The sequence below is a fragment of the Corallococcus terminator genome (assembly GCF_003611635.1).
Taxonomy (GTDB): domain Bacteria; phylum Myxococcota; class Myxococcia; order Myxococcales; family Myxococcaceae; genus Corallococcus; species Corallococcus terminator.
The window spans coordinates 1-22,978 of the sequence record NZ_RAVZ01000089.1; the positions used below are offsets into that span (position 1 = coordinate 1).

General features: G+C 69.3%; 15 protein-coding genes. 11 read left to right on the top strand and 4 right to left on the bottom strand.

Annotated features, from left to right (window positions below):
- Positions 1–88 precede the first annotated feature (88 nt).
- On the bottom strand, positions 89–286 hold the full coding sequence (locus tag D7V88_RS15065) for a DUF6229 family protein (protein WP_120541336.1): 198 nt from the start codon (positions 284–286) through the stop codon (positions 89–91).
- Between the two features lie 335 nt (positions 287–621).
- On the opposite strand from D7V88_RS15065, the gene D7V88_RS15070 reads away from it, so the two are divergent.
- Genes D7V88_RS15070 through D7V88_RS15090 form a run of 5 tightly spaced genes read left to right on the top strand, consistent with a single transcriptional unit; the run spans position 622 to position 12,259 of the window.
- Positions 622–2,016, top strand: coding sequence for a hypothetical protein (locus D7V88_RS15070; RefSeq protein WP_147448747.1), 1,395 nt, complete (start codon positions 622–624; stop codon positions 2,014–2,016).
- The gene (locus D7V88_RS15075) at positions 2,013–4,205 is read left to right on the top strand and encodes a CHAT domain-containing protein (protein WP_120541338.1); all 2,193 of its coding nucleotides are present in this window, start codon (positions 2,013–2,015) and stop codon (positions 4,203–4,205) included. Before D7V88_RS15070 ends, D7V88_RS15075 begins: the two co-directional genes overlap by 4 nt.
- Positions 4,202–9,394, top strand: coding sequence for an ATP-binding protein (locus tag D7V88_RS15080; protein ID WP_120541339.1), 5,193 nt, complete (start codon positions 4,202–4,204; stop codon positions 9,392–9,394). The genes D7V88_RS15075 and D7V88_RS15080 overlap by 4 nt, the downstream gene beginning before the upstream one ends.
- 21 nt (positions 9,395–9,415) lie before the next feature.
- The gene (locus D7V88_RS15085; protein ID WP_120541340.1) at positions 9,416–10,873 is read left to right on the top strand and encodes a C25 family cysteine peptidase; all 1,458 of its coding nucleotides are present in this window, start codon (positions 9,416–9,418) and stop codon (positions 10,871–10,873) included.
- 15 nt (positions 10,874–10,888) lie between these two features.
- Positions 10,889–12,259, top strand: coding sequence for a metallophosphoesterase (locus D7V88_RS15090; RefSeq protein ID WP_120541341.1), 1,371 nt, complete (start codon positions 10,889–10,891; stop codon positions 12,257–12,259).
- Positions 12,260–12,263: 4 nt separating this feature from the next.
- Here the strand turns inward: D7V88_RS15090 and D7V88_RS15095 are convergent, their stop codons facing one another.
- A complete protein-coding gene (locus tag D7V88_RS15095; protein WP_244238163.1) occupies positions 12,264–13,445 on the bottom strand; it encodes an MFS transporter in 1,182 nt (393 codons plus the stop codon).
- Between the two features lie 128 nt (positions 13,446–13,573).
- Here D7V88_RS15095 and D7V88_RS15100 point away from each other — a divergent pair, with 128 nt between their 5' ends.
- Positions 13,574–13,960 carry a MerR family transcriptional regulator gene (locus tag D7V88_RS15100; RefSeq protein ID WP_120541343.1) on the top strand — a complete coding sequence of 129 codons (387 nt, stop codon included), beginning with the start codon at positions 13,574–13,576 and terminating at the stop codon, positions 13,958–13,960.
- Entirely contained in the window at positions 13,947–14,879 is a 933-nt protein-coding gene (locus D7V88_RS15105; RefSeq protein WP_120541344.1) for an alpha/beta fold hydrolase, read from the top strand. Before D7V88_RS15100 ends, D7V88_RS15105 begins: the two co-directional genes overlap by 14 nt.
- Before the next feature lie 10 nt (positions 14,880–14,889).
- Here the strand turns inward: D7V88_RS15105 and D7V88_RS15110 are convergent, their stop codons facing one another.
- A complete protein-coding gene (locus D7V88_RS15110; RefSeq protein WP_120541345.1) occupies positions 14,890–15,801 on the bottom strand; it encodes a glutaminase in 912 nt (303 codons plus the stop codon).
- Between the two features lie 71 nt (positions 15,802–15,872).
- On the opposite strand from D7V88_RS15110, the gene D7V88_RS15115 reads away from it, so the two are divergent.
- Positions 15,873–17,270 carry an alpha/beta hydrolase family protein gene (locus D7V88_RS15115; RefSeq protein WP_120541346.1) on the top strand — a complete coding sequence of 466 codons (1,398 nt, stop codon included), beginning with the start codon at positions 15,873–15,875 and terminating at the stop codon, positions 17,268–17,270.
- A gap of 574 nt (positions 17,271–17,844) precedes the next feature.
- On the opposite strand, the gene D7V88_RS15120 is transcribed toward D7V88_RS15115, so the two are convergent.
- The gene (locus D7V88_RS15120) at positions 17,845–18,606 is read right to left on the bottom strand and encodes a ParA family protein (protein WP_120541347.1); all 762 of its coding nucleotides are present in this window, start codon (positions 18,604–18,606) and stop codon (positions 17,845–17,847) included.
- Positions 18,607–18,820: 214 nt separating this feature from the next.
- Between D7V88_RS15120 and D7V88_RS15125 the strand changes: the two genes are divergently transcribed.
- The 3 genes from D7V88_RS15125 (at position 18,821) to D7V88_RS15135 (ending at position 22,893) form a co-directional block, all read left to right on the top strand.
- Positions 18,821–19,657, top strand: a complete 837-nt coding sequence (locus tag D7V88_RS15125; protein WP_120533271.1) for an MBL fold metallo-hydrolase — start codon at positions 18,821–18,823, stop codon at positions 19,655–19,657.
- Entirely contained in the window at positions 19,654–21,258 is a 1,605-nt protein-coding gene (locus tag D7V88_RS15130; protein ID WP_120541348.1) for a sigma-54-dependent Fis family transcriptional regulator, read from the top strand. Before D7V88_RS15125 ends, D7V88_RS15130 begins: the two co-directional genes overlap by 4 nt.
- Before the next feature lie 210 nt (positions 21,259–21,468).
- Positions 21,469–22,893, top strand: coding sequence for a sugar porter family MFS transporter (locus D7V88_RS15135; RefSeq protein ID WP_120541349.1), 1,425 nt, complete (start codon positions 21,469–21,471; stop codon positions 22,891–22,893).
- The last annotated feature ends 85 nt before the right edge of the window (positions 22,894–22,978 follow it).

Here is a 22,978-nt window from a genome sequence, read left to right on the forward strand (position 1 = left end):
GCTCTCGGGGGAGGCAGGGGAAGCCGCGGGGAGGCTCTCCGGCACCGGAGCGTGCGGCCCGGGCCGGAGAGAGGGATTCAGCGGGGGATCAACAACAGTGGACGTGGGCGGAGGCGGTGCAACTGCTGCAGCCCGTGTCCGCCACCAGGTTGGACTCGGTGAGCGCCTGCTCCGTGCGCGCACCTCCCACGAACACCGGGCCCGCCGGATTGGTCATGCCATGGGACTCCTCGGCGCCGGACAACCAGCCCTTCACCACATCGAGGACTTCGGGATTCTTCATCATGGGCCTTCTCCCTAAGCGTCCTCGGCGGTGGCGAGGGGTGCCAGCGCTCCGGACGCGAAGGGAAGTCGAACACAGCCAACCCTTTCAATGCCAGACGCAGCAGGTCGAAACCCTGACAATTTCAAAGACACGCATCTCCACGCCACAACTCCAGCGCGGCGCGATCTCCCTCGAGCAATGACGTAAGGGATTGCCACCAGGAATAAGGGCGAGGGTGCCCCGGAGGGCAGGCAGGCTGTGAGCCGTGCGACAGACGGCCGGCCGGCGTCGGAGGGGCCTGGAGGGGTTCGGGTGACCCTGTTCACGGTGGGGCGTGGGGTAGGATGACGGGCACGATGAGTGACGAGGGGGATCAGAACCGGCGGTGGCTCGGGCGCCTGCGCCGCGAGCTGGGGTCGCTGCGCGCCGAGTTCGCGGCGTGGCTGGCGCTGCGCAAGAAGCATGACGTCGCCGAGCAGCACGCGAGCCACTTCACGGCCATCGAGGCCTGCATCGACGGGGCCGCCAGGGGGCTCACGAAGCACCTGGATACGCTGGACCTGGACCTCCCCCGGGGGGAGTTCGCGGAGCAGTGCCGGCGGCACGACCTGCGCATCCTGTGGCTGCGGCGGCTGTGGCGGTTCTTCCGGGAGCGGATCGATCAACGGGACGACGCTCGGCTGGCACCGCTCCTGCGGGCGGCGGACGAAGTGGTCTGGAGTGCCTGGCGGTCGGTGTTCGAACGGGCTCCGACGCTCGGGCTGAGCGTGACGAGCGGGCCTGCTCCCCTGCCCTTCATCGACCTGGAGCATTCGCCCGCGGCCACGCCCCGCTCCTGGGTGTCCCGGGAGCTGTGCCGGGACGGGGGGCCGCTGTTGGCCGAGCACCTGGAGCGCCTGCCCATCGCGCTCATCCACCTGCCTGTGAAGAGCGTCGCCTCCCCGTGGTGGCTCGTCTTCATCGGGCACGAGGTGGGCCACCACGTGCAGCACCACCTGGGTCTGGTGGAGGGCTTCCAGGAGCACCTGAAGCAAGCGGTCCTCCGGTCCGCCACCGACTTGAAGCTGGACGACGCCACCCTAGCCGCCGAACGCTGGGGGCGGTGGTCGCAGGAGGTCTTCGCGGACGTGTACTCGGTGGTCTCCTTCGGCACGGCCGCGGTGCGGGCCATGGTTGAGTTCGAGCAGCACCCGGACGGGCGGATGGGCGAACCGCGCCAGAACTACCCTTCGGCCGCCGTGCGGCTGCACCTGATGGCCCGGACCGCCGAACGGCTGGGGCTGTCCGGTGCGCAAGCGAGCCTGAACGGGGTGGACCCACGCGCCCTGGTCGTGGGCGTGGAGGCCGCGGAAGAGGATCTGCGCCTCGTGGACACGGTGGTGGAGGCGTCCCTCGCGGACCTGCCCGGCACCGACGTGACGTTGACGGAGTTGCTGGGGTTCAACGCACGGCACTTCGAGCTGCGCTGGCCCACGGTGCCTGCACCGTTCGACATCACGGGCCCCCGCAGGATGGCCGGTGCCGCGCTCGGCGCCTGGGCTCGGACCGAAGCGACGCACTCAGAGGGAGACACCACCGCGCTCGACATGCTCGCGGGCACCGTGAAGCAATTGCTCGGAGAGAACCGGCTCCCGGGGCGGCGCAGTGGCGCGAAGCCACCGCGCATGCCTGTGGCCGGCGATGAACTGTCGGACATCCTGCTCGGTCTGGACACGGCGGGACTCGAAGCCGCGGCCCGGGGGGCGGCATGAGGACGGTCATCTCCGTGGTGCGGGAGACCTCCCCGGTCCCCGCTGCGTTCTGGCGTGTGGAGGTGGATGGGACGCTGCTCCACGTCCTGCGGCGCATGGACAACGGTTACCCCTTCCCCGCCGTGGACGGCGCGCTCGATGGCCTCCCGGAGGTCACTTCGCTCTGGCAGGGCACGAAGCCCGAGAAGGGACTGCGCGGCGCCTTCACCAGCATCCACGGTGGTACGCCCGCGCAGGGCCACCTGTGGGGCTTCGGCCGCTATCTGCTGGAGACACTCCTGGGTGGCACCTTCTGGCTGCAGCTCAAGGCTCGCTGTCCGCAACATGAGTCCCTGGAGCTGGTGCTCGAATGGGACGCGAGCGAATGGGAGCTGAGCCGCCTGCACTGGGAGTTGATGCGGGATGACTCGGGCTTCCTCGCGGAGCAGCACGCGCCAGAGGTATCGCTGGTGCGGCGGGTTCCCGTCTCGAAGCCATTCCAGGCCCGAGCACCCATCGACCTGCGGGTGCTCTTCGTGGTGGGCACGGACCTGGCGGATCCACGGATCCGCGCGGGGGCGGAATACCTGGGGCTGCTGCGCCACCTGAACCACCAGCAGAAGAGCCTCCACCACCGCGTCCTCATCGCCGCCCACGGGGAGGACCTCGCCTCGGCCGTGAAGAGCTACCAGCCCACGGTCCTCCACCTCACCTGCCACGGCGAATGGGACAGCATCCATCTCAAGCCGGGCCGGGAGGCGCCGCCTTCCGAGGAGCGGGAGGGCTTCAAACGCTGGAGCGCCCAGGACCTGTACCAGCTCCTCCAGGACACGGGCGTCCCGCTGCCGACGGTGGTGGTCGTCAACGCCTGTGATTCGGCGAAGGGTCGGCCTCCCACGCCCCAGGAGGATCCAGCCCGCGCCACCGCGCAGGCCTCGTTCGCCGTGGAGCTGGCGAAGCTGGGCATCCCGATGGTCGTTGGCATGGCGGGAGAGGTCGCCGACCATGCGTGCCGTCTCTTCACTCGACGTCTCTATGAGTCCCTGCTCGAAGGCGTGCCGAACACGCCCGTGGACCTGGGGCTCGCGACCACCACCGGCCGTCGCGCCGGGCTCCAGTTGCTCGCCGGCCGCCACTCGACCAGCGACTGGGCCTTCTCCCAGCTCATCATCCGGGGTGACACGGACACGCGGCTGGAGCTGAAGGACGTGGGACAAGCTTCCGTGAGAACTCGGATCGCGAACACGTTCCGGGTCAATCATCCGTTCTGCGACCGGCTCGAAGCGTTTCGTGATTTCGAGCGCTGGTTGGACTCGGGACGCAGCGAGTGGAACCACTTCGCCATCGTCGGGCCCGCCATGGAACAGCCCCCAGTGAAGTACGGGGCCACGCGCCTGATGAACGAACTCGCAGTGCACGCACTCCATTCGGGCTACGTCCCCGTGCTCTTCGGCTTCCCCGAAGGCAGCACCGAGGCACCCACCACCGAGAAGCTCCTCACGGAGCTGTACAAGAAGCTGCGCGACCTCCGGAACGACTGGGGCGTGGGCGCCGCGCCGGATTCGCAACTGCGCGCGCTGCTTCTGCGGGACAAGACCCCCGCGCCGCCGCTCCACCCGGACCTCGACGAGGCGCTGACCCTGGGCGGACCGACGGATCCCGCCGTGCTGAGGCTGGCCCTGGCCATGGATCTGGCGGCGCTGGCGAAGGACACGCAGTGCAAGGGGTCGCTGCTGCTGCTGGACGGCATCCACACGTGGTCCCCCGCGCTGTCCACGCTCGTGCACGTGTTGGAGCACCGGCTGACCTTCGACGGCGTGACGACTCCGGTGGTGGTGAGCTGCCGCCGCTGGCCGGGCCATCCGCAGGCAGATGGGCCCATCAAGTCCCTGCTGGAGCGCGCGACCGTCGAACGCCACGACATCAGCCGGTTCCCGGAGGCGCTGGAGCCGCTCATCTACAACCAGTACGTCCTCTTGCGAGAGCCGCCGCAGGTCCCGAATCCCGCCATGCCCAACGTGGCGATGTTCCTCGAAACGTATTTCAGGGACCTGGTGAAGGGACTGCCCTCGCAGCTCCATGGGAACGCGGGATTGGACGCGGTGCTCAAGGCGCTCGGCACGTCGAAGATGCTCCTTCAGGCGGATGATCAAGCCACCATGAAGGCCTTGCTCCGGGGCACTCCGGCGCGTGAAGGGCAGAGCTCATGAACGCCGACCTGCGACAGGAGCTGGCGCGCATCAACCAGCTCGTCGAGCAGAACCTCGAAGCCGACCGGCGCACGCGCGATGACCGGATGCAGGGCTTCGAGGACGCGCTGCGGTGGATGCTCATTGTCCCGGTATGGACGGAGGCCCTGGCACAGGCGTGCGGCTTTCCTCCGACGGCCGCCGCGCTGGAGTGGCTGCGCACGGAGGGGCTGTGTCAATCGCGGGAGGTCTCCAGCCTGGACCTGGATGCACCCTCCACCCGGGAGTACTGGATGCCTCCCGACATTCGTCAGCGCGAGCTGCGACGACTGTTGGAGAAGACTCCTTCACTCGAACAGGCCTTGCATGACGATTGCCGGCTGCTGGGCGTGAAGCTGTCCGCTCCAGAGTTGAGGGCACTGGTCCCCATGCCCACGCTCCGGTGGGCCGAACTGGCCGCCTGTGGATTCTCCCCCGAAGTCCTGGCCTTCGAACTCCAGGAGCGAATCACGCAAAGGGTGGCTCAGGACTTCACGGCCGTGTCCGACGAGGTGGAGGAGCAGGCGCTCGCGGATGCAATGAGCTGGGTGCGCACGGCCTGGCACCTGGAGCCCCTCTTCGGCCCCGTGCTCGGCGCAGCCGCCAGTGCCGCCACCCGGCGCATCGACTTCCACCAACTCCGGCGTGAGGACGAGCGCCGGCTGGAGCACTACCTCCAGCGCCAGGAGCAACTCGAAGCCTTCCATGAACTGATGACCGCGCCCGAGGACACCACCGCCTGGGCGCTGCACTTCGTGGGCAAGGCGGGCATCGGCAAGACGATGCTGGTGCGACACCTGTGCACGCGGAGCCTCTTCGAAGCGCGGGGGTACTGGGCCCGGGTGGACTTCGATCATCTCAACCCGGCGTATCCGACACAGGCCCCGTGGCTGCTCATCGAACAGCTCGCGGAGCAGCTCTTCCTCCAGGGAGGCGCGGGGCGGATCAGCCGAAGCCTGAACTGGTTCGACCGGACCCGGCTGATGGTGCGCGAGCTGGCCGGCACCTCCGCCTTGTCGTGGAAGGACATCCAGCGGACACCCCCCTGGCAGGAGATGCTCCACGCCTTCGCCAACGTCGTGCGCGAACTCAACGGGCCCGTCGTCCTCCTGTTCGACACGTGCGAGGAGCTGGCGAAGCTCTCCGCCGGGGATGAACCCGCCAACGTCGCAGCCACCTTCCAGTTGCTCGAAGAGCTCCATCAGCAGGTGCCGGGACTCCGGGTCGTCTTCTTCGGCCGTCGGCCCCTCGCCTCCAGCGGCGCGGGCTGGCGGCTGGCGGACGCACCCTCGTGGCTTCCGCCGCGTGACTTCCTCCGGCTGCACGAGATGCAGTCCTTCTCCCAGGAGGAGGCGGAGCGGTACTTCGAGCAGGACCGCGAGGGCCAGCGCGCATTGTCTCGCGAGCTGCGGGCAGCCGTGCTGCTGAAGACCCAAGAACCGCCGCGACCGTCCGCGTTCGTGCATGCGCGGACGGAGCTTCCACTCGCGACGCGCTTCAATCCCTTCGAGGTCGTCCTCTACGCGGACTGGATCCGCGAGGATGCGCGCGTCACGCCCGAGCTGCTGGCCCAGCCCGGGAGCGACCGCTACGTCGAGCTGCGCATCGTGGAGCGGCTCAACAACCCGGACCTGCTGAAGCTGCTGCCCATGGTGGCGCTGCTGGGGCGCTTCGATGAAGCCCTGCTGCGAGACACCTGGAACGGAGCGCCCGAGTCCTTCGAGGCCGCCTTCCGCGAGTTGATCCGCCAGGAATGGGTCCGGAAGGAATCCCCGTACCACCAGGTGGACGAAGGCCTGCGGCCCCGCCTCGAAGCCTGGTGCCGCGCGACGAAGCCCGACTCCCTCCGGGACGCATCCCAGCGTGCGTCGGGCTTCCTCGAACGGTTCACCGTCCAGCACGCCATCGAGAAGGTGGAGGGCTTCCACTACGTGCTGCTCGCCGGCTTGCTCCAGGGCGAACCCGAGCGGGCCGTCGCGTGGTGGCACCTCATCGAGAAGCGGACTCTCGACACCGGAGGTTTCGCCGCACTCGGTTCGGTCTGTGGCGCGCTGCTGGCGGATCAGGGCCCCCTGGGTCGTGATGCTCCGGCGCGGGCCCAACCGTTCCGGGCGGTCGTCCTGGCCACGTACGCGGCGAGCCTCGTCCACCGCCGACGCCCGGCCGAAGAAGAGTGGGCGGAGGTCGCCCGCCTCGCCCCCAAGGACCAGGAGCACCTGCGCCTCCGCGCACTGCTTGGGCAGCTCATCGCGGCCAATGCGGCAGAAGCTCCGTTGGACGAGGCCCGCGTCAAGCAGCTCTGGAGTCAGACGAAGCCGTGGCACATTGAGGAGTGGGACGAACAGCTCCAGGCCGCGTGGGTGGGAGCCCTGGCGGCGATCCTCGAACAGGCGGAGCGGTCCGGGAGCTTCCGCTCGCTGGCGGAGAAGCCGCTGACGCAGACAGCGAAGTGGGCCGCGTCGGCGAATGTCCACCCAGTGCTCGCGGGCTTCGCGTTGGCGACGGTGGCTCGCGCGTTCACCCACCAGCGCAAGAAGCCGAAGTTCGTGACGAATTGGTTCCTCAAGGCCCTGTCGCGGGTCCGCGTGGGACAGACGCAGCAGCGATGGCTGGACTGGCGGGCTCCCGACGACACAGGCGCGCGGGTCCGACTGGAGATGATCCGGTCGCTCTACCCGGAGGTGCTGCCGGCGGCGCAGCTCCTGAAGGAGTGGGCCGCGACGGATGGGGGCGACATCCTGGGGCAGTGGTCGCGCATCGACGCCAACGTGCTGGACCAGGACCGCCTCTGCACGGCGTTCCTCCAGTTGGAGGGAGCGGTGCGGCCCCCGCTGGACCTCGCAAGGCGGTTGGAGGAACACGGTTGGCATGCGAAGGCTTCGCGATACGGGGCACCTGACTGCAACGCCCACCGTGAGCTGTCACCGTCCAGCCTCGCGCATGCCCAGGCACTGGGAGAGGCGGGGTTTCTCTCCGCTGCACTGAACGAACTCCGGACCGCGACATCCCACGAGGAGCGGGCCTCACGCTCCACCGTCGGGGCCAGTCGCGCGCGACATCTCCGCCTGGAGCTGTCGCGCCGCATGCGGCACCTGGAGGACGGGCAGTCCATGGCGGAACTGTTGAACGCGCTTCCCGCCGATGCGAGCGAAGCCACCTACGGTGAGTACGCCGCGACGTGGGCGATGCTGGGCATGGCGCAGCCGGACCTGACCCAGAGCCTCGACCCGACGCCTCGGTACCTGGGGACGACTCCCTGGCTCCAGCATGCCTGTTGGCGCTCCCTCCCGATGCTGGACGAGGAGCACGCCCGCCGCAGCCTGACCTGGGCGAAGGTCCGGTTGGTCCCGGGCAGGAAGTCGCTGGATGAGTTCCTGATGCTGTCCCTCGTGCTGGACGTCGTCGAAGCGGACGAGGTGGCGGAGCAGTTCGGGTTGGACCACTCGTTCCTGAGCCGGTGGTTCTCCAGCCTGTTGGACTGGCGCAAGACGTACCCGACACACCCGTTGCTCCGGCTCCTCTTCCGGGCCAGGAACCTGGGCTTCTCCGTGTCCGCGCGGCAGCTCGCCCCGCATATCAAGAAGGTCGGCCCCCGAGCCGCGGCGCAGATCGCCCTGGACGAAGGCGAGCTGCTGGCCTTGAGGCTGCCGCTGAAGGGCGCCCACCTCCTGGAGACGGCCCGGCAGCTCTTCCTGGAGGCCGAGGACCCCGTCGGCGCCGTGCTGGCATCGCTGTTCAGGGCGCTGGCCCTCTTGCGCACGCCGCTCGCGAACCTGGAAGGGGTACGCGAAACACTGATTTCGGATCTGGGCCGGTTGCCGCTGACCGCCCACCTGGGTCCGATGAAGCTGATCGGACCGACGGGCCCGTCAGAGAAGCTGCTTCCCAAGCCCCTGTTCGACCTCATCGTCCAGAACAAGGATTGGAGCGAAATCCTCCTGCGGGTCGGAGGCGCGCTGGTGGCCTTCGAGGACCTGCGCGATGGAGGCAGCCGCTTGGATGCGTTGCTCCAGGACTGGGGCCAGTTCATGTCCCGGTCCTCGGAGGTCCAGGGCCTGCGACAATCCCTCCTGCGATTCTGGGCCGTCGCTTCCGACGATGAATTGCTCGAATCCCTGCCGGCACCGCAATCCCGCACGGCCATGTCCCTCTCTTCGCCAGGTGCTCACGCGGACCTGCTCTTCACCGCGCGAGCCCCAGAGTCGAATCCCGCCGCCGCCCCGCCAAGAGGGGTCGAACCCATCCTGATCGAGCTGACCACCGAGCCCCATGAGCGGTTCGGGCCGTTCACGCTCTTCCAGCACCAGCCCTACGAGGACGCGGCGCTCCGGGCCGGGGCACTGCTCCGGTCCCTGCCCACCTTCGCGCGCTGGGCTGGCGGAGAGGTGGCGTTCTGCGTGGAGACCGCTGTCGCGGGCCTCTGCTGGGAGGCGGTGGTCGGCACGAAGCTCCAGGGGACACATGAGGGGCAGTTGGGGCTCGACCTGCGACGCAGCAACCTTCGCGGATTCCAACCGACGACGCTGTGGGTCCGGCCGCCATCGCACGTGGGAGTCGAACTGGGAGACGCCCTGTCCCAACGGCGCCTCGGTCAGCGCTGGTTGGAGGCCGCAGCGCAACGGACGCCGCGTGTCCTGGGCGGAGGGGATGGCGAAGGACCGAGCGCCGATGCGGCCACGGTGGACCTGCTGTACCTGCGGGCCTCTCCCCTCCCCACGACAGGCGGTCCCCGGCTGGAACTCACGGTCAGCGGACACAATGAGAACCGTGCTCACGAACGGGAGCGGCTCATCTCCGCGGACGACCTGCTGGCATGGATGAAGAAGCTCAGGATCTGCATTCTCGCGGGCCCCCAGTTGCTGGATACCCAACGCGTCGAGAGTGATCGCCTCCGAGCCGCCACCGCTCGGGCCTTCGCGTGCCAGTTGTTCGCCTCTGGCCAGCTCACGGCGGTCCTGGTGATTCCTTCGCTGCCGGAGGGTCTTGAATTCGAAGTGAATGCGCTCGTGGCCCAGGCGTTCACCCAACAAGATTGGGCAGGTGCGTTGAGTTCAGTGGTGCGAGAGATGCGCACCCACCTTTTTCGAGCACTCGGGCAGACCGACGACGCATGGGAAGTGGCGATGGATTGTTGTCTCTACATGCCACCCCAGTCACAACTGCACTTCTGAACGTCCACCGTGGAGCGCCCCATGCCCCCTTCCGAAGACCCGCTGGTCCTCAACGGCATCGACGGCGTCACCGGACAGTACCTGGTGCCGCCCGTGGACCTCCCGGCGGCCGCGGAGGTGGCGGAACCGGGTGGGAACGCGCCGTACTTCGACGCCTGGAAGAAGTGGCTCGAACTCATCCCGCAGGGCGTCAAGTTCGCGCTGCCGTTCGACGTGGACCCCCAGGACCCCATCCAGGCCGGATGGGGCGTGGTGTTCCACACGCAGGCGTCCGACGAACTCCGCAAGGGCCTGGAGCCGCTCATCGCCCACCGGCGCGGGCTCGTGGAGGCGGACCGGATGCACGTCCTCACCTACCAGCCGGGTGAGACGGCGCATCAGTTCCTCGCTCGCCACGGGGTCGGCGTCGGTGATGTCGAGCCCACGCGCGTGCCGTTCTACCTGCTGCTCGTCGGAGGGCCGGAGGACATCCCGTACGACGTCCAGCACTCGCTCTCCCTGTCCTACGCGGTGGGCCGTCTCTCCTTCGACACCCCGGCCGAGTACACGCGCTACGCCGAAAGCGTGGTCACCTACGAGACAGGCGCCACGATCCCCAACCACCGGCAGGTGAACTGGTGGGCCCCGAAGCACCTGGGCGATCGCTCCACACACCTGAGCGCGGACGATCTCGTCACCGCGCTGGCCCGGGGTGCGGCGGCGGATCTCCCGCCCCAGCCCACGAAGACGATCGCCGCGAAGCTGCGCTACGCCAGCCGCGACGCCATCGAGGACGACGCGACCAAGGAGTGGCTGCTCTCCGCCCTCCACGGTCGGGACACCCGTCCGGCCGTGCTCTTCACCGCGTCCCACGGCCTCGGCTTCCCCGCGAACGACGCGCGCCAACTGTCCGACCAGGGGGCCCTGCTGAGCCAGGACTGGACCGGCTTTGGCGCGATGGCACCCGCGCACTACGTGGCGGCGTCCGACATCCAGGACGACGCGCGGCTTCACGGGCTGGTGGCCTTCTTCTTCGCCTGCTTCGGCGTCGGTACGCCCGCCCACGACGAGTTTCCCATCAACCCTGCCCGGCAAGGCGAGGCGCTCGCCCGGTCCGCCTTCGTCGCGGCCCTGCCCCGGCGGCTGCTGTCCCACCCGGCTGGCGGCGCGTTGGCGGTGATTGGCCACGTGGAGCGGGCCTGGGGCTTCTCCATCAAGCCCCTTCACCTGACGCAGTCCACCCTGCACCCGTTCCGCAACACGCTCGCGAAGATCATGTCCGGCATGCCCGTGGGGTACGCGCTGCGCGACTTCCGCGACCGGTTCTCCGACGTGAACAACATCCTGCTGACCCACCTGGATGCCAACACGTCCAACGGCAAGCTCGCGCCCCGCGACCTCATCCACCGGTGGATTGAACGCAACGACGCGCGCAACTACGTGGTGCTCGGCGATCCCGCCGTGCGCATCCGCCACACCGAACTGCAGGCGATTCCCTGAAAGGAGCATGACCCCATGCGAACGCTCATTCTCAGCGACCTCCACCTCGGCAACGGCGGTCCCTACGACATCTTCGCGGGCGCCGCGGAGCTGCCCGCCCTGCTGGACTCGCTCACCGGCACGCCCACACACGTGGTGCTCAACGGGGACAGCTTCGACTTCCTCCTCAACGATGACCCGCTCGCGGTGGACCCGAAGCGCACCCTCGAACAGGCCCGGGCGCTGGTGAACTCCGCGCAGACGGCGCCGTCGCTGAAGGCGCTCGGCCGGGTGCTGGCCGCGGGCGGACGCGCGACGATGGTGGTGGGCAACCACGACCTGGAACTGGCCCTGCCGGACGTCCAGGCCGTGGTGCGCGCCGCGCTCGCGCAGCCCGCCTCCGTGGCTTCGCGGCTGGAGTTCCGCGACGGCACCGCGCCCCTCCAGTTGGAAGTGGGCGGAGCCCGCGTGCTCGTCACCCACGGCGAACACACGGACGTGGCCAACCGCATCGACTACGACTCGCTCCTGTCCTCCGAGCGCGACAGCCGCTTCCGCTATCCGCCGGGCTCCGTGCTGGTGAAGAGCCTGCTCAACCCGCTCAAGCACCAGCACCGCATGCGGTACATGGATCTGCTCAAGCCGGACTTCCAGGGCGCGGTGATGGTGGCGCTCGGCGTGAAGCCCGACGCGCTCAAGGTCCTGCTGACCTCCGGCACTCTCACCCTCCTGCGCCGGCTGATCCAGAACAAGGGCATCGCGCCGGCCTTCGCCTTCCCGCCCACGGACGACACCCCCGCGGCCTCGGCGGCGGAGTCACACCTGGCGCAAGCGATCGCGGACGTGGACCTGGAGGACGATGAGGTGAACGCGCTGCTGTCCGCGTTGGATCCGGATCAGCTCAACGCCTTCGAAAGCCCCGGCGCCCTGGGCCGTGCCCGCTTGAAGCTGTGCAAGGCGGGCTTCGCGCTCTACGCGCGCCTGCACCGCACGGTCGCGGGGAAGACGGGCTCGGACTACTTCGCGCTCGAACCGGGCAAGGACGAGCTCGCGGAGAGCGAACGGCTGGGCAAGAAGTTCGGGCCCCAGGCGGTGGTGATGGGCCACACCCACGCGGCGCGGTGGCACCAGGGCAACGGGCGCGTGTTCGCGAACACCGGCACGTGGATCTCCCTCCTGCGGCTCCCGTCCCCGGACGCGTCCGACGAGGACTGGGGCGAGTACCTCGCGGAGCTCCAGACCAACCCCGCGCTGGATCCGTCCCGCCAGAAGCTGGCCCGGCTGGAGCACCGCTTCACCTGCGTGGAGGTCGCACCGAACGCTTCGGGAGCGACGTTGCGGCTGGCCCAATGGAAGGACCAGGGGCTCCACACGCTGGGCAGCGCGGAGCTCAAGGCAGGAAGCTGAGCCGTCAGCGCGTCGCGGGCCTGTCGGCTGAAGCGGACAGCACGCCGTGCAGCACGGCCAGCATCACGGCGCACGCGAGGATGTGGGGCGCGACGTAGGCGAGGCCCCACTTCTCCGCGATGACACCCGCGAGGCTCGGCAGCGCCGCGACGCCCGCGGTGGCCGCGCTCACCTGGAAGCCCACCGCGTGCGCGGAGACGTCGGTGCCCACCCGACGCGGCGTCTCCGACATCAGGCCCGGGAAGATGGGGGCCAGCGCGAAGCCCAGCAGCACCAGCCCCACGAAGGGCGGCACGCTGGGAATGGCGAACAGCAGCGCGCCCACCACCGCGAGCCCCGTGCTCGCGCGCAGCATCCGCACCGAGCCCAGGTGTTCGACGATGAAGCCCGACAGGATGCGACCCACCAGCAGACTGCCCCAGTAGAGGCTCACCCAGGTGCCGGCCTCCGCGGTGTGCAGGCCCCGGCCTTCGGTGAGCACCGTGTAGCTCCACTGGCCGGCCGTCACCTCCACGCCCGTGTAGAAGAAGAACGTGGCGATCTGCAGCCACACCCGGGGCCGCCGCAGCGCTTCCGCCGCGCTGGCGGTGGGCACCTCCGCGGGGGCTTCGCCTTCGGTCCGCACCGGCGCATCCCACTGCCGGCGCATCACCAGGAACGTCAGCGCCAGCATGCCCAGCACCGCGCCGATGACCGCATACCCCGTGCGCCACCCGAAGCCTCGCGTGAGCAGCGCCGTCATCAGCACCGGCCCCACCGCCGCGCCGACGCTGTAAGCGGCGTGCAGCCAGTTCATGTGCTTGGGCCCGAAGTTCTGGGCCGCGTAGTTGTTGAGCGCGGAGTCGATCGCCCCCGACCCGAAGCCGATGAAACACGCCGCCAGCAGGAAGAGCGCGAACACGGACAGGGTCACGTAGCCCGCGAGCCCCAGCGCCACCAGCCCCGTGCTCACCGCCAGCAGCAGGCCCAGCTTGAGCAGGCGCATCAACCGTCCCGCGAGCAGCCCGGACATGAAGTACGCGATCGCCGCCGCGGAGAGGATGGCGCCCATGCCCGCCTGCGACAGGCCGAAGGTGCTCCGCAGCGACGGCCAGGCGACCCCGAGCACCGCGTCCGGCAGCCCCAGGCTGATGAACGCCAGGTAGGCGAGCGTGAGGAGCGCGGGACGAGGACGGGGAACGGACACGGGAGCAATCACGGCCGCGCAACGTAGACCGCGTCCGGGCATTCCCTCCGTGCATTTCAGTGACATTCATCCGGGCCTTGACGTTGACACTGGTGTCAGGCCCTAGGGTCCGTCGGCAGGAGAGCAGGATGAACATCGGAGAACTCGCCCGGCGCACGGGCAGCAGTGCGCGCTCCATCCGCCACTACGACAAGGCGGGGCTCATCACGTCGTACCGGAGGGACAACGGCTACCGCGACTTCGAAGAGGAGGCCGTCCCCCAGGTGATGCAGGTGGCGCGGATGATCCGCCTGGGCTTCTCCCTGGAGGAGATCGCCACCTTCCCGCCCTGCATGCTCCGGCAGGTCACCACCGCCGTCTGCCCGGACGCCCTCGCGGCCCACCGCGAGCGGCTGGCGGAAGTCGACCAGCAGCTCTTCGACCTCGCGCGCCTGCGGGAGCGACTGCTCTCCGTGCTGGACGCGAACGCAGCCCCTCTACCCTCCACCGAACGAGCACCCCATGAACCGTCGTGACGTGATGAAGACCGCCCTCCTGGGCGCAGGCCTGCTGCCGGGAATCGGCCTCGGCGCCGCGCCCGTCCCTGCTCCGGCGAAGCGCGACAAGCCCCGGACATACCTGCTGGTGCACGGCGCGTGGCACAACGCCCTGCACTGGACCCGGGTCTCCGAAGCCCTCTCCGCCCGGGGGCATCAGGTGGTGGCCATCGACCTGCCGGGGCACGGCCTCAACGCGCGCTTCCCTGCTTCCTACCTGACGGGCCCCGCCGCTCGCTTCGCGGAGGAGAAGTCGCCCCTTGCGGACGTGACGTTGGACGACTGCGCGGAGGCGGTGGTGTCCGCGCTGGAGAAGCTGAAGGGCGGGCCCAAGCCCATCCTCGTGGGTCATAGCGCGGGCGGCACCGTCATCACCCGGGCGGGTGAGAAGGCGCCACAGCTCATCGGCCGGCTGGTGTACCTGAGCGCGTACTGCCCGCTGCGCCTCCAGAGTGCCAGCGGCTACGGCGCGCTCCCCGAGGCCCGCACCGGCCATGGTGAAAACCTCTTCATCGGCGATGCCGCGAAGGTGGGCGCGGTGCGGATCAACCCGCGCGGCGACGCGGCGTACCTGGAGGCCCTGCGCACGGCCTTCTACCAGGACGTGGACGTGGCGGGCTTCCTGCCCTTCGCGCTCACCCTCACGCCAGACATCCCGGTGTCCCTCTGGGTGGGCAAGGTGGGAGCGACGAAGGAGCGCTGGGGACGCATCCCGCGCAGCTACATCCGCTGCACGCAGGACCGCGCACTGGCCCCCGCGCTCCAGGACCTGATGATCCGCGAGGCGGATGCCTTCACGCCCGGCAATGCCTTCACCGTCGAGTCCCTGGAGTCGTCCCACTCACCGTTCGCGTCGCAGCCGGAGAAGCTGGCCGCGGTGCTGAGCGGCCTGCGCTGAGCCGAGCGCCTCAGAAGATGGACAGGCCCGTCAGCGTCGTGAACTGATCCAACGCCTCCATGCCCGCCACCGAGTTGCCCTGGGCATCCAGCCCGGGGCTCCACACGCACAGGCCGCAGCGATTGGGGATGACGGCGATGATGCCTCCACCCACGCCGCTCTTGCCGGGCAGCCCCACGCGGTAGGCGAACTCACCGGCGGCGTCATACGTGCCGCAGGTGAGCATCACCGCGTTGACCTGCTTGGACTGACTGCGCGTGAGCAGCCGCGCTCCGTCCGCGCGCTCGCCATGGCGGGCGAGGAACCCGCACGCACGGGCCAGGTCCGCGCAGCTCATCGCCAGCGAGCACTGCCAGAAGTAGTGCTCCAGCACCTCGGAGACGGGGCTCTCCATGTTGCCGTAGCTCGCCATGAAGTGGGCCAGCGCGCGGTTGCGATGGCCATGTTCCGCCTCCGACGCGGCGATGACCGGATCGAAATCCACCGACGGGTTGCCACTCTCCGCGCGGAGGAAGTCGCGCAGCGCGCCCCGAGCGTCGCCGGTGAGCTGCTGCAACCGATCCGTGATGACCAGCGCGCCCGCGTTGATGAACGGGTTGCGCGGGATGCCGTGCTCGTACTCCAGTTGCACCAGCGAGTTGAACGGATTGCCCGACGGCTCCTTGCCCACCCGCCGCCACACCGCGTCCCCATCGCGTGACAGGGCCATGGCCAGGGTGAAGACCTTGGAGATGCTCTGGATGGAGAAGGGCTCGCGCCAGTCGCCCACGCCGTACACGTCCCCGTCCACCGTCGCGAGCGCCATGCCGAACCGGCGCGGATCCACCGCCGCCAACGCCGGGATGTAGGTCGCCACGCGGCCCTGCCCCACCACCGGCCGCACCGCGTCCCACACCTCGTGCAACACCGCCTGATAGTCCATGAGGCGTCATCCTCATCCACAAAGGGCGTTCGGCCTTTCAGAAAATCCGCGCGACGGTGTCTGCTGTTTTCATGCGCCTCTTTTCAACCACCCTGCTCTCCCTCGCCCTGCTGGGCACCGTCCCCACGGCCTGCTGCAGCAGCACCTCCTCCGCCTCGAACTCCTGCCAGGGCCCGGACGTCACGCCCACCGACCCGGGAAGCGTCCAGGTCACGCAGTTGGGTGCCGGGGAGCTGAACGCCGCAGGCCAGAAGTGGCCCTACCAGTTGCTGAAGCTGGAGGTGCCCGGCCGGGCCGCCACCTACGCGCAGTGGTTCCCGCCCCGGAAGCCCGGCGTGTCACCCACGGTGCTGATCACCAAGCCCTACGACGGCATCACGTGGACGGGCGAGGCCGTGGACGCGAAGTGGGCGTCACGCGGCAACGGCCTGCACCCCGACGACAGCGAGCCGCACCATGGGCCGGGTTCATCCCCCATCGCCTTCACGCCCACGACGCCGGAGATCATCTCCGGCGAGGCGTTCATCTACCTGGCCCATGACTTCGGCGTGCTCGCCGTCTTCGGCCGCTTCTACGCGGGCGGAGATCTCCAGAACGACCGCGACGACATGAACGCGGGCATGCGCTTCCTGGCCCAGACTTCCAGCGTGGACACCACGCGCATCGGTGTCTTCGGCGGTTCGTGGGGCGGTTACGAGGCGCTCTACGCCGCGGCGGATGCCCCGGCCAGCGTCATTCCCAAGGTGGGCGTCGCCGTCTCCCCGCTGTCCGACTTCGCCCAGGAGGTGGACTACGTGAGCCGCGTCGTCCCCTCGCGCGTGAGCGACCCGGCGATGCGCACGCGCTACCAGCAGTTCTTCGAGCCCTACTTCCGCCGCATCTTCGCCACCACCGGCGGCGACCCCGTCACCACGCCGGGCGCGGACTATTCCCGCTGGGACGCGGCCCACCTGCTGGACAAGGTGCAGACGCCGTTCCTCATCCTCCACGACGACTGGGACACCCTCATCCCCGTGGAGCACACGCGCGCGCTCGTGTCCCTGGCGCCCCACCGCTACACGCCGCTGTACTTCCAGAACGCGGGCCCCGTGAACTGGAACACGCTGGCACCGGACCACGGACCCACGCTCGCGGCGAATGGCACGGTCCTCATCACGCTGAGCGTGGCGCACCTCATCGTGAAGCTGGGCGCCGCGGAGCAGACCCTGCTCATCCCCCACGCGGACGGCACCGTGCGCACGTGGCTCCAGGGCGTGCGCGCCCTCCAGCGGCAGGATCGCGATGTGACGGACGTGGCGCCCCGGCTCCTGGAGCTCACGGATCCGCGCGTGCAGATGTACGAAGCCACCGTGGGCAGCGTGCAGCCCGGCGCGGCCTTCGTCGCGGCCCAGGTCAACGCCGTCTGGGGCACGGCCTTCACCGACGCCACCATCCGCGCGGCGCTGGAATCAGGACTGCCGACGCCGTAGCGAGCCAGAACAGAGCCGGAGCCTCAGCCAGGGCCATCGCCCACCAGGACGCGCTGCCAACCCACGAGGTGCAGGCGTTCAACGTACCCACGGCAAAGTGAGCCGAAACCGCTGCTTGATGAGGCATTGGCCCCGAGGCCATGCCTTCCCAACGCACGCCATTCTAGTTAATCTAGACAAACGCGCAAACCAACCGCGCGTTCGGAGGACGCATGAAGGCATACGTCGTCGCAGGCGCACTCGCTGCTGGGCTCCTCGCAGGTTGCGGCGGATTCGAGGGGGACGGACTGGAGAATGAGCAGCCAAGCCTCGCGTCTCGGGAGGACCGACTCATTTGCATTACCCAATACACCGTCGCGTACTACAGCGACGCGACCTACACCACCCAGGTCGGCACCGAAAACTGCTGGTGCGGGAATACGCCTACGCGAGAAGGCTTACGCACACAGTACCGCCAGGTGCTTCAGGAAGAGTCCTGCTAGAGCGTGTCCGCAAACCAGAGCCAGAGGCGATGAGCACCATCGCCAGGGAGTTGGCGGCGCGCTTCTCATAGCGCGTCGCCACCCCATCCCACTCAGCGCAGGCCCGCGCGCTTCGCCAGCTCCTGCGCCAGCGCGCGCAGCTCCTCGGCGCCCGACGCGTTCGGGCTCGTGTCGAACACCACCTCGTAGCCCAGGCCCGCCTGGTTGATGGACTCCGAGCGCGGGATGCGCGCACGCAGCACCGGCACCGTCACATCCTTCAGCGCCTCTTCCATCGCCACGTTGGTCGCGGGCGTCCGCCGGTCCCACAGGTTCACCGCGGCCACCAACTGGCCGCCGTCCTCGCGAACCTCGCGCCACGCGGTTTCGATCTCCGCCAGCCCCTGCAACGCGAACGCGCCCGTGGGCACCGGCGCCACCACCACGTCCGCGAAGCACATCACCGCCTCCGTGAACGCACCGATGGACGGCGGCGTGTCCACGAGGATGACGTCCGGCGTCCACGACAGCGTCTTCAGCGCGCGCGGCAGCGCCTGCAACCGGTGCCCCCAGCCGAACAGCTCTCGCTCCAGCGCCGCCATGCGCGGAGCCCCCGGCGCGATGTAGAGGTTCGGCCGCTTCGGCGACACCACCACCACCTCGTCCAGCTTGTGCTTCGGCCGGGGCCCGAAGGCGTCCGCCACGCACGGGCCGTCACGCGTCTCCAGGCCCAGCACCAGCGACGCGTGCGCCTGCGGATCCAGATCCAACAGCAACACCCGGTGGCCCGCGTCCGCCAGCGCCGCCGCCACGTGCGCGCACAGGGTCGTCTTCCCCACGCCTCCCTTGATCGTACAGAACGCAATCGTCGGCATGATGGACTCCGGTCCTACCAGGATTCCGCCGCCCGCTGGGCCGCGCCGGAATGGACCGCCCGCCCCATCCGGAGCGCTCCAGAATGGCGCAACCCTCCGTCATCCCCTCACCCCGCCCAATGATTCCAGGCCCTTGGCGCTGGCACCGGACGTGCTCTGTCCCCCCCACGTCAGGGCGCCTCGCAAGGGTGCCGGAAGCTTCAGGAGGAACATCATGGAAATCCGGTTCTTTGGGGTTCGGGGCAGCATCGCGGTGTCGGGTTCTCGGATTGGTGGCAACACGGCGTGCGTGGAGGTGACGAGCCAGGGCGAGCGGCTGATCCTCGACGCGGGCACGGGCATCCGCACGCTGGGCGAGGTGATGCTGCGCGAGGGCGCCCCGCAGAAGGCGACGATGTTCTTCTCGCACCTGCACTGGGACCATGTGCAGGGCTTCCCCTTCTTCACGCCCGCGTACCTGCCCACCACCGCGCTGACGCTGTACGGCCCGGGCGCCAACGGCGCGCAGGCGCTGGAGTCCACGCTTTCGCAGCAGATGCGTCCGCCGCAGTTCCCGGTGCCGCTGTCCACCATGCGCTCGAAGATGGCCTTCGGCTCCGCGGTGCACGGCCAGACGGTGGAGGTGGGCCCGTTCAAGGTGACGCCCATCGACGTGCCGCACCCGGACGGCTGCATGGCGTACCGCGTGGAGGCGGATGGCCATTCCTTCGTGTACGCGACGGACGTGGAGTTGCCGGAGCGCCTCACGTCGGATGTGGCGCGCCACTTCGAGGGCGCGGACGCGCTGTGCCTGGACGCGCAGTACACGCCCGACGAGTACGAGGGCAAGAAGGGCATGTCCAAGAAGGGCTGGGGCCACTCGACGATGATGGACGCGGCCAAGGTGGCCAAGGACCTGCACGCCGGACGGCTCTTCCTCTTCCACCATGATCCGTCCCACGCGGACGACCTGCTGGAGGACATGGCGCAGCAGGCCCGCGGCCTGTTCCCCTTCACCGAGCCCGCGCGCGAAGGCCAGCGCATGCTGCTGGGCCGCGCGGCGGGCGCATGAGCCTCACGAGTCCGGAGCCCTGCGCTACACTGCCCCGCGAGCCCTTCACGCTGCCGCCGCTTCCCGCCGCCATGCCCTCGTCCCCGCCGGATGTGTCCCAGGTCCTGCTTCCCTTTGGCGGCCTCGTCGGGCGCGAGGTGGATCTGGATGCCTTCCTCCAGACGCTCGTGGACCGCATCGCCATCACGCTCCAGGCGGACCGCGGCACGCTCTGGCTGTTGGATCCGGTGCGCCGCGAGCTGTTCAGCCGCGCCGCGCACCTGCCGGAGGTCGCGCAGATCCGCGTGAAGCTGGGCCAGGGCGTGGCGGGCTATGTGGCGGAGGCCGGTGAGCCCGTGCACGTGCCGGATCCGCGCGGCGAGCGGCGCTTCTTCGCGGACATCGACCGGATGACGGGCTACCGCACCATCAGCCTGGCGGCGGTGCCCCTGCGCGACGCGGCCGGCGGAGTGTACGGCGTGCTCCAGGTGCTCAACCGCCTGGGCGGCGGCCCCTTCACGGAGGACGACACCCAGAAACTCACCGCCATCGCGGCCCAGGTGAGCACCGCGCTCCAGACGACCAGCCTCTACCAGGAGCTCCAGCGCGCGAAGGACCAGCCGCAGGCCCCGGTGGGCTACTTCTTCAACCGCATCATCGGAGAAGCCCCGCCCCTCAAGGCCCTCTACCGGCTGGTGCAGAAAGCCGCGCCCACGGACGCCACGGTGCTGCTGCGCGGGGAGAGCGGCTGCGGCAAGGAGCTCTTCGCGCGCGCCATCCACGTCAACGGTCCCCGGCGCGACAAGCCCTTCGTGAAGGTGGATTGCGCGGCCCTGCCCGCGTCCCTCATCGAGAACGAGCTCTTCGGCCATGAGAAGGGCGCCTTCACCGGCGCCGACCACCGCATGCCCGGCAAGTTCGAGGCGGCCGACGGCGGCACGGTGTTCATCGACGAATTGGGGGAGCTGCCCCAGTCCGTGCAGGGCAAGCTGTTGCGCGTGCTCCAGGACCGGGAGTTCGAACGCGTGGGCGGCACGCAGGCCGTGAAGGTGGACGTGCGCATCGTCGCGGCCACCCACCGCGACCTGCCACGCATGGTGGCCGAAGGGAAGTTCCGCGAGGACCTCTACTACCGCATCAAGGTCGTGGAGCTGCTCCTGCCCCCGCTGCGCGAGCGCGGCGCGGAGGACATCGAACGGCTCGCGCGCCACTTCATCGCCACCGCCGCCCGGCGTCACCGGCTGACGGCGCCGCGCCTGAGCGTCGCCGCGCTGGAGCGCCTCAAGCGCTACCGCTGGCCCGGCAACGTGCGTGAGTTGGAGAACTGCATCGAGAGCGCCGTGGTGTTGTCCGAAGGAGAGATCCTGGAGGAGCACCTGCCCCTGCCCTCCCTGGACCGCCCGCTGTCCGCCGCGTCCGCGGAGCCCCAGGCCCGGGAAGCGCCCGGCACGTCGGGGGAAGCTCCGCTCCTGCTTCCGCTGGCGGAGGTGGAGCGCCGTCACATCCTGCGTGTCCTGGAGGCGGTGAAGGGCAACCGCACCGCGGCGGCGCGGACCTTGGAGATTGGCCGCAACACGCTCAGCCGCAAGCTCAAGGAGTACGGGCTGGCGGACGAGGGCTGAGGGTCGCCCCACCCGTCCTGGCAGCGCTCTGTCTCCCAGCAGGCGACCCTCCGAGGGCTCCCCTGTTCGAGGGTGCCTTCCAGCCGGGAGGAAGACCACCTCTCCTCAGGGCCGTTGTGCGAACCGCGAGGACCGGATTCCGGGAGGCGGTGACGTTTCTCCTCCCTGAGGTTCCCCGTGCAGGACGTGCCCCCTGGGGAGGAGCACGTCATGGCGGATATCCTGGATGTCCCGGCGGGCAGGCGTCCCACCGAACAAAGTGAGGCACACACCGGCCGGATCATCCTCATCTCCCTGGTGGCCGCGCTCGGCGGCTTCCTCTTCGGCTTCGACACCTCCGTCATCAACGGCACCGTCGGAGCCCTTGAGACCCAGTTCGCCGCGAGCAGTTGGGCGTTGGGCCTGGCGGTGTCCTCCGCGTTGGTTGGCTCCGCGATTGGCGCCCTCTTCGCGGGCTCCGTCGCGGACCGCTTCGGCCGCACGCGCACGATGATCATGGCCTCGGACCTGTTCATCATCAGCGCGCTCGGCTCCGGCCTCGCGTTCTCACTCTGGGACCTGAGCTTCTGGCGACTGGTGGGCGGGCTGGGCGTGGGCGCCGCCAGCGTCGTGGCGCCCGCGTACATCGCGGAGAGCGCCCCTGCGCACCTGCGCGGACGGTTGGCGTCGCTGCAACAGTTGGCCATCGTGGTGGGCATCTTCGTAGCCCTCCTGGGGGACTTCGCCATCGCGCGCGCCGCGGGCTCCGCGTCCAGCCCGGGCTGGTTCGGCATCACCGCGTGGCGCTGGATGTTCTTCAGCGGCCTGCCACCCGCGATCCTCTACGGCGTGGGCGCGCTCTTCATCCCCGAGTCCCCCCGCTATCTGGTGGCCAAGGGCCGTGAGGAGGAAGCGCTCCGCGTGCTGCGCGACATCGAAGGAGACACCGCCCCCTCCAAGCTCGTGGAGATCCGCCGCTCCGTTCGTCAGGACCGCAGGCCGCTCCTGGCGGACCTGAAGGGCGGCCGGTTCGGCTTCCTGCCCATCGTGTGGATCGGCATCGTGCTCGCGATGCTCCAGCAGTTCGTGGGCATCAACGTCATCTTCTACTATTCCAGCGTCCTCTGGCAGGCGGTGGGCTACTCCGAGCAGAGCTCGCTGCTCATCACCGTCATCACCAGCGTCACCAACATCCTCACCACGCTCGTCGCCATCGCCTGCGTGGACAGGCTTGGCCGCAAGCCGCTGCTCCTCATCGGCTCCGCCGGCATGGCGCTCACGCTGGGCCTGCTCGCGTACCTCTTCGGCAACGCGCCAATGGACGCCCTGGGCAAGCCCGTGTTGCAGGGGAGCGCCGGCACCACGGCGCTCATCGCCGCCAACCTCTACGTCGTCTTCTTCGGCTTCTCGTGGGGGCCCGTCGTCTGGGTGCTGCTGGGCGAGATGTTCCCCAACCGGATCCGCGCGCTCGCGCTGTCCATCGCGGCCATGGCGCAGTGGGTGGCCAACTTCGCGGTGTCCGCCTCGTTCCCGGCGCTCAAGGCGCTCGGGCTGGGCTGGGCCTACGGCCTGTATGCCGCGGCCGCCGTGTTCTCCCTCTTCTTCGCCATCCGCTTCATCAAGGAGACGAAGGGTCGCGAACTGGAGTCCATGTAGTCCCCAAGGGCGGGCGAAATGCTCGAAAGCCCGTGCGTCCGTACAGGCGTACGGGCTTTGTGCACCTTCACGCGTTGCCTGGGTA

Coding starts and splice junctions, on each gene's coding strand:
- D7V88_RS15120 (WP_120541347.1), bottom strand. CDS start 18,606: ATGCCGACGATTGCGTTCTGTACGATCAAGGGAGGCGTGGGGAAGACG.
- D7V88_RS15080 (WP_120541339.1), top strand. CDS start 4,202: ATGAACGCCGACCTGCGACAGGAGCTGGCGCGCATCAACCAGCTCGTC.
- D7V88_RS15135 (WP_120541349.1), top strand. CDS start 21,469: ATGGCGGATATCCTGGATGTCCCGGCGGGCAGGCGTCCCACCGAACAA.
- D7V88_RS15125 (WP_120533271.1), top strand. CDS start 18,821: ATGGAAATCCGGTTCTTTGGGGTTCGGGGCAGCATCGCGGTGTCGGGT.
- D7V88_RS15115 (WP_120541346.1), top strand. CDS start 15,873: ATGCGCCTCTTTTCAACCACCCTGCTCTCCCTCGCCCTGCTGGGCACC.
- D7V88_RS15100 (WP_120541343.1), top strand. CDS start 13,574: ATGAACATCGGAGAACTCGCCCGGCGCACGGGCAGCAGTGCGCGCTCC.
- D7V88_RS15110 (WP_120541345.1), bottom strand. CDS start 15,801: ATGGACTATCAGGCGGTGTTGCACGAGGTGTGGGACGCGGTGCGGCCG.
- D7V88_RS15075 (WP_120541338.1), top strand. CDS start 2,013: ATGAGGACGGTCATCTCCGTGGTGCGGGAGACCTCCCCGGTCCCCGCT.
- D7V88_RS15130 (WP_120541348.1), top strand. CDS start 19,654: ATGAGCCTCACGAGTCCGGAGCCCTGCGCTACACTGCCCCGCGAGCCC.
- D7V88_RS15070 (WP_147448747.1), top strand. CDS start 622: ATGAGTGACGAGGGGGATCAGAACCGGCGGTGGCTCGGGCGCCTGCGC.
- D7V88_RS15105 (WP_120541344.1), top strand. CDS start 13,947: ATGAACCGTCGTGACGTGATGAAGACCGCCCTCCTGGGCGCAGGCCTG.
- D7V88_RS15090 (WP_120541341.1), top strand. CDS start 10,889: ATGCGAACGCTCATTCTCAGCGACCTCCACCTCGGCAACGGCGGTCCC.
- D7V88_RS15085 (WP_120541340.1), top strand. CDS start 9,416: ATGCCCCCTTCCGAAGACCCGCTGGTCCTCAACGGCATCGACGGCGTC.
- D7V88_RS15065 (WP_120541336.1), bottom strand. CDS start 286: ATGATGAAGAATCCCGAAGTCCTCGATGTGGTGAAGGGCTGGTTGTCC.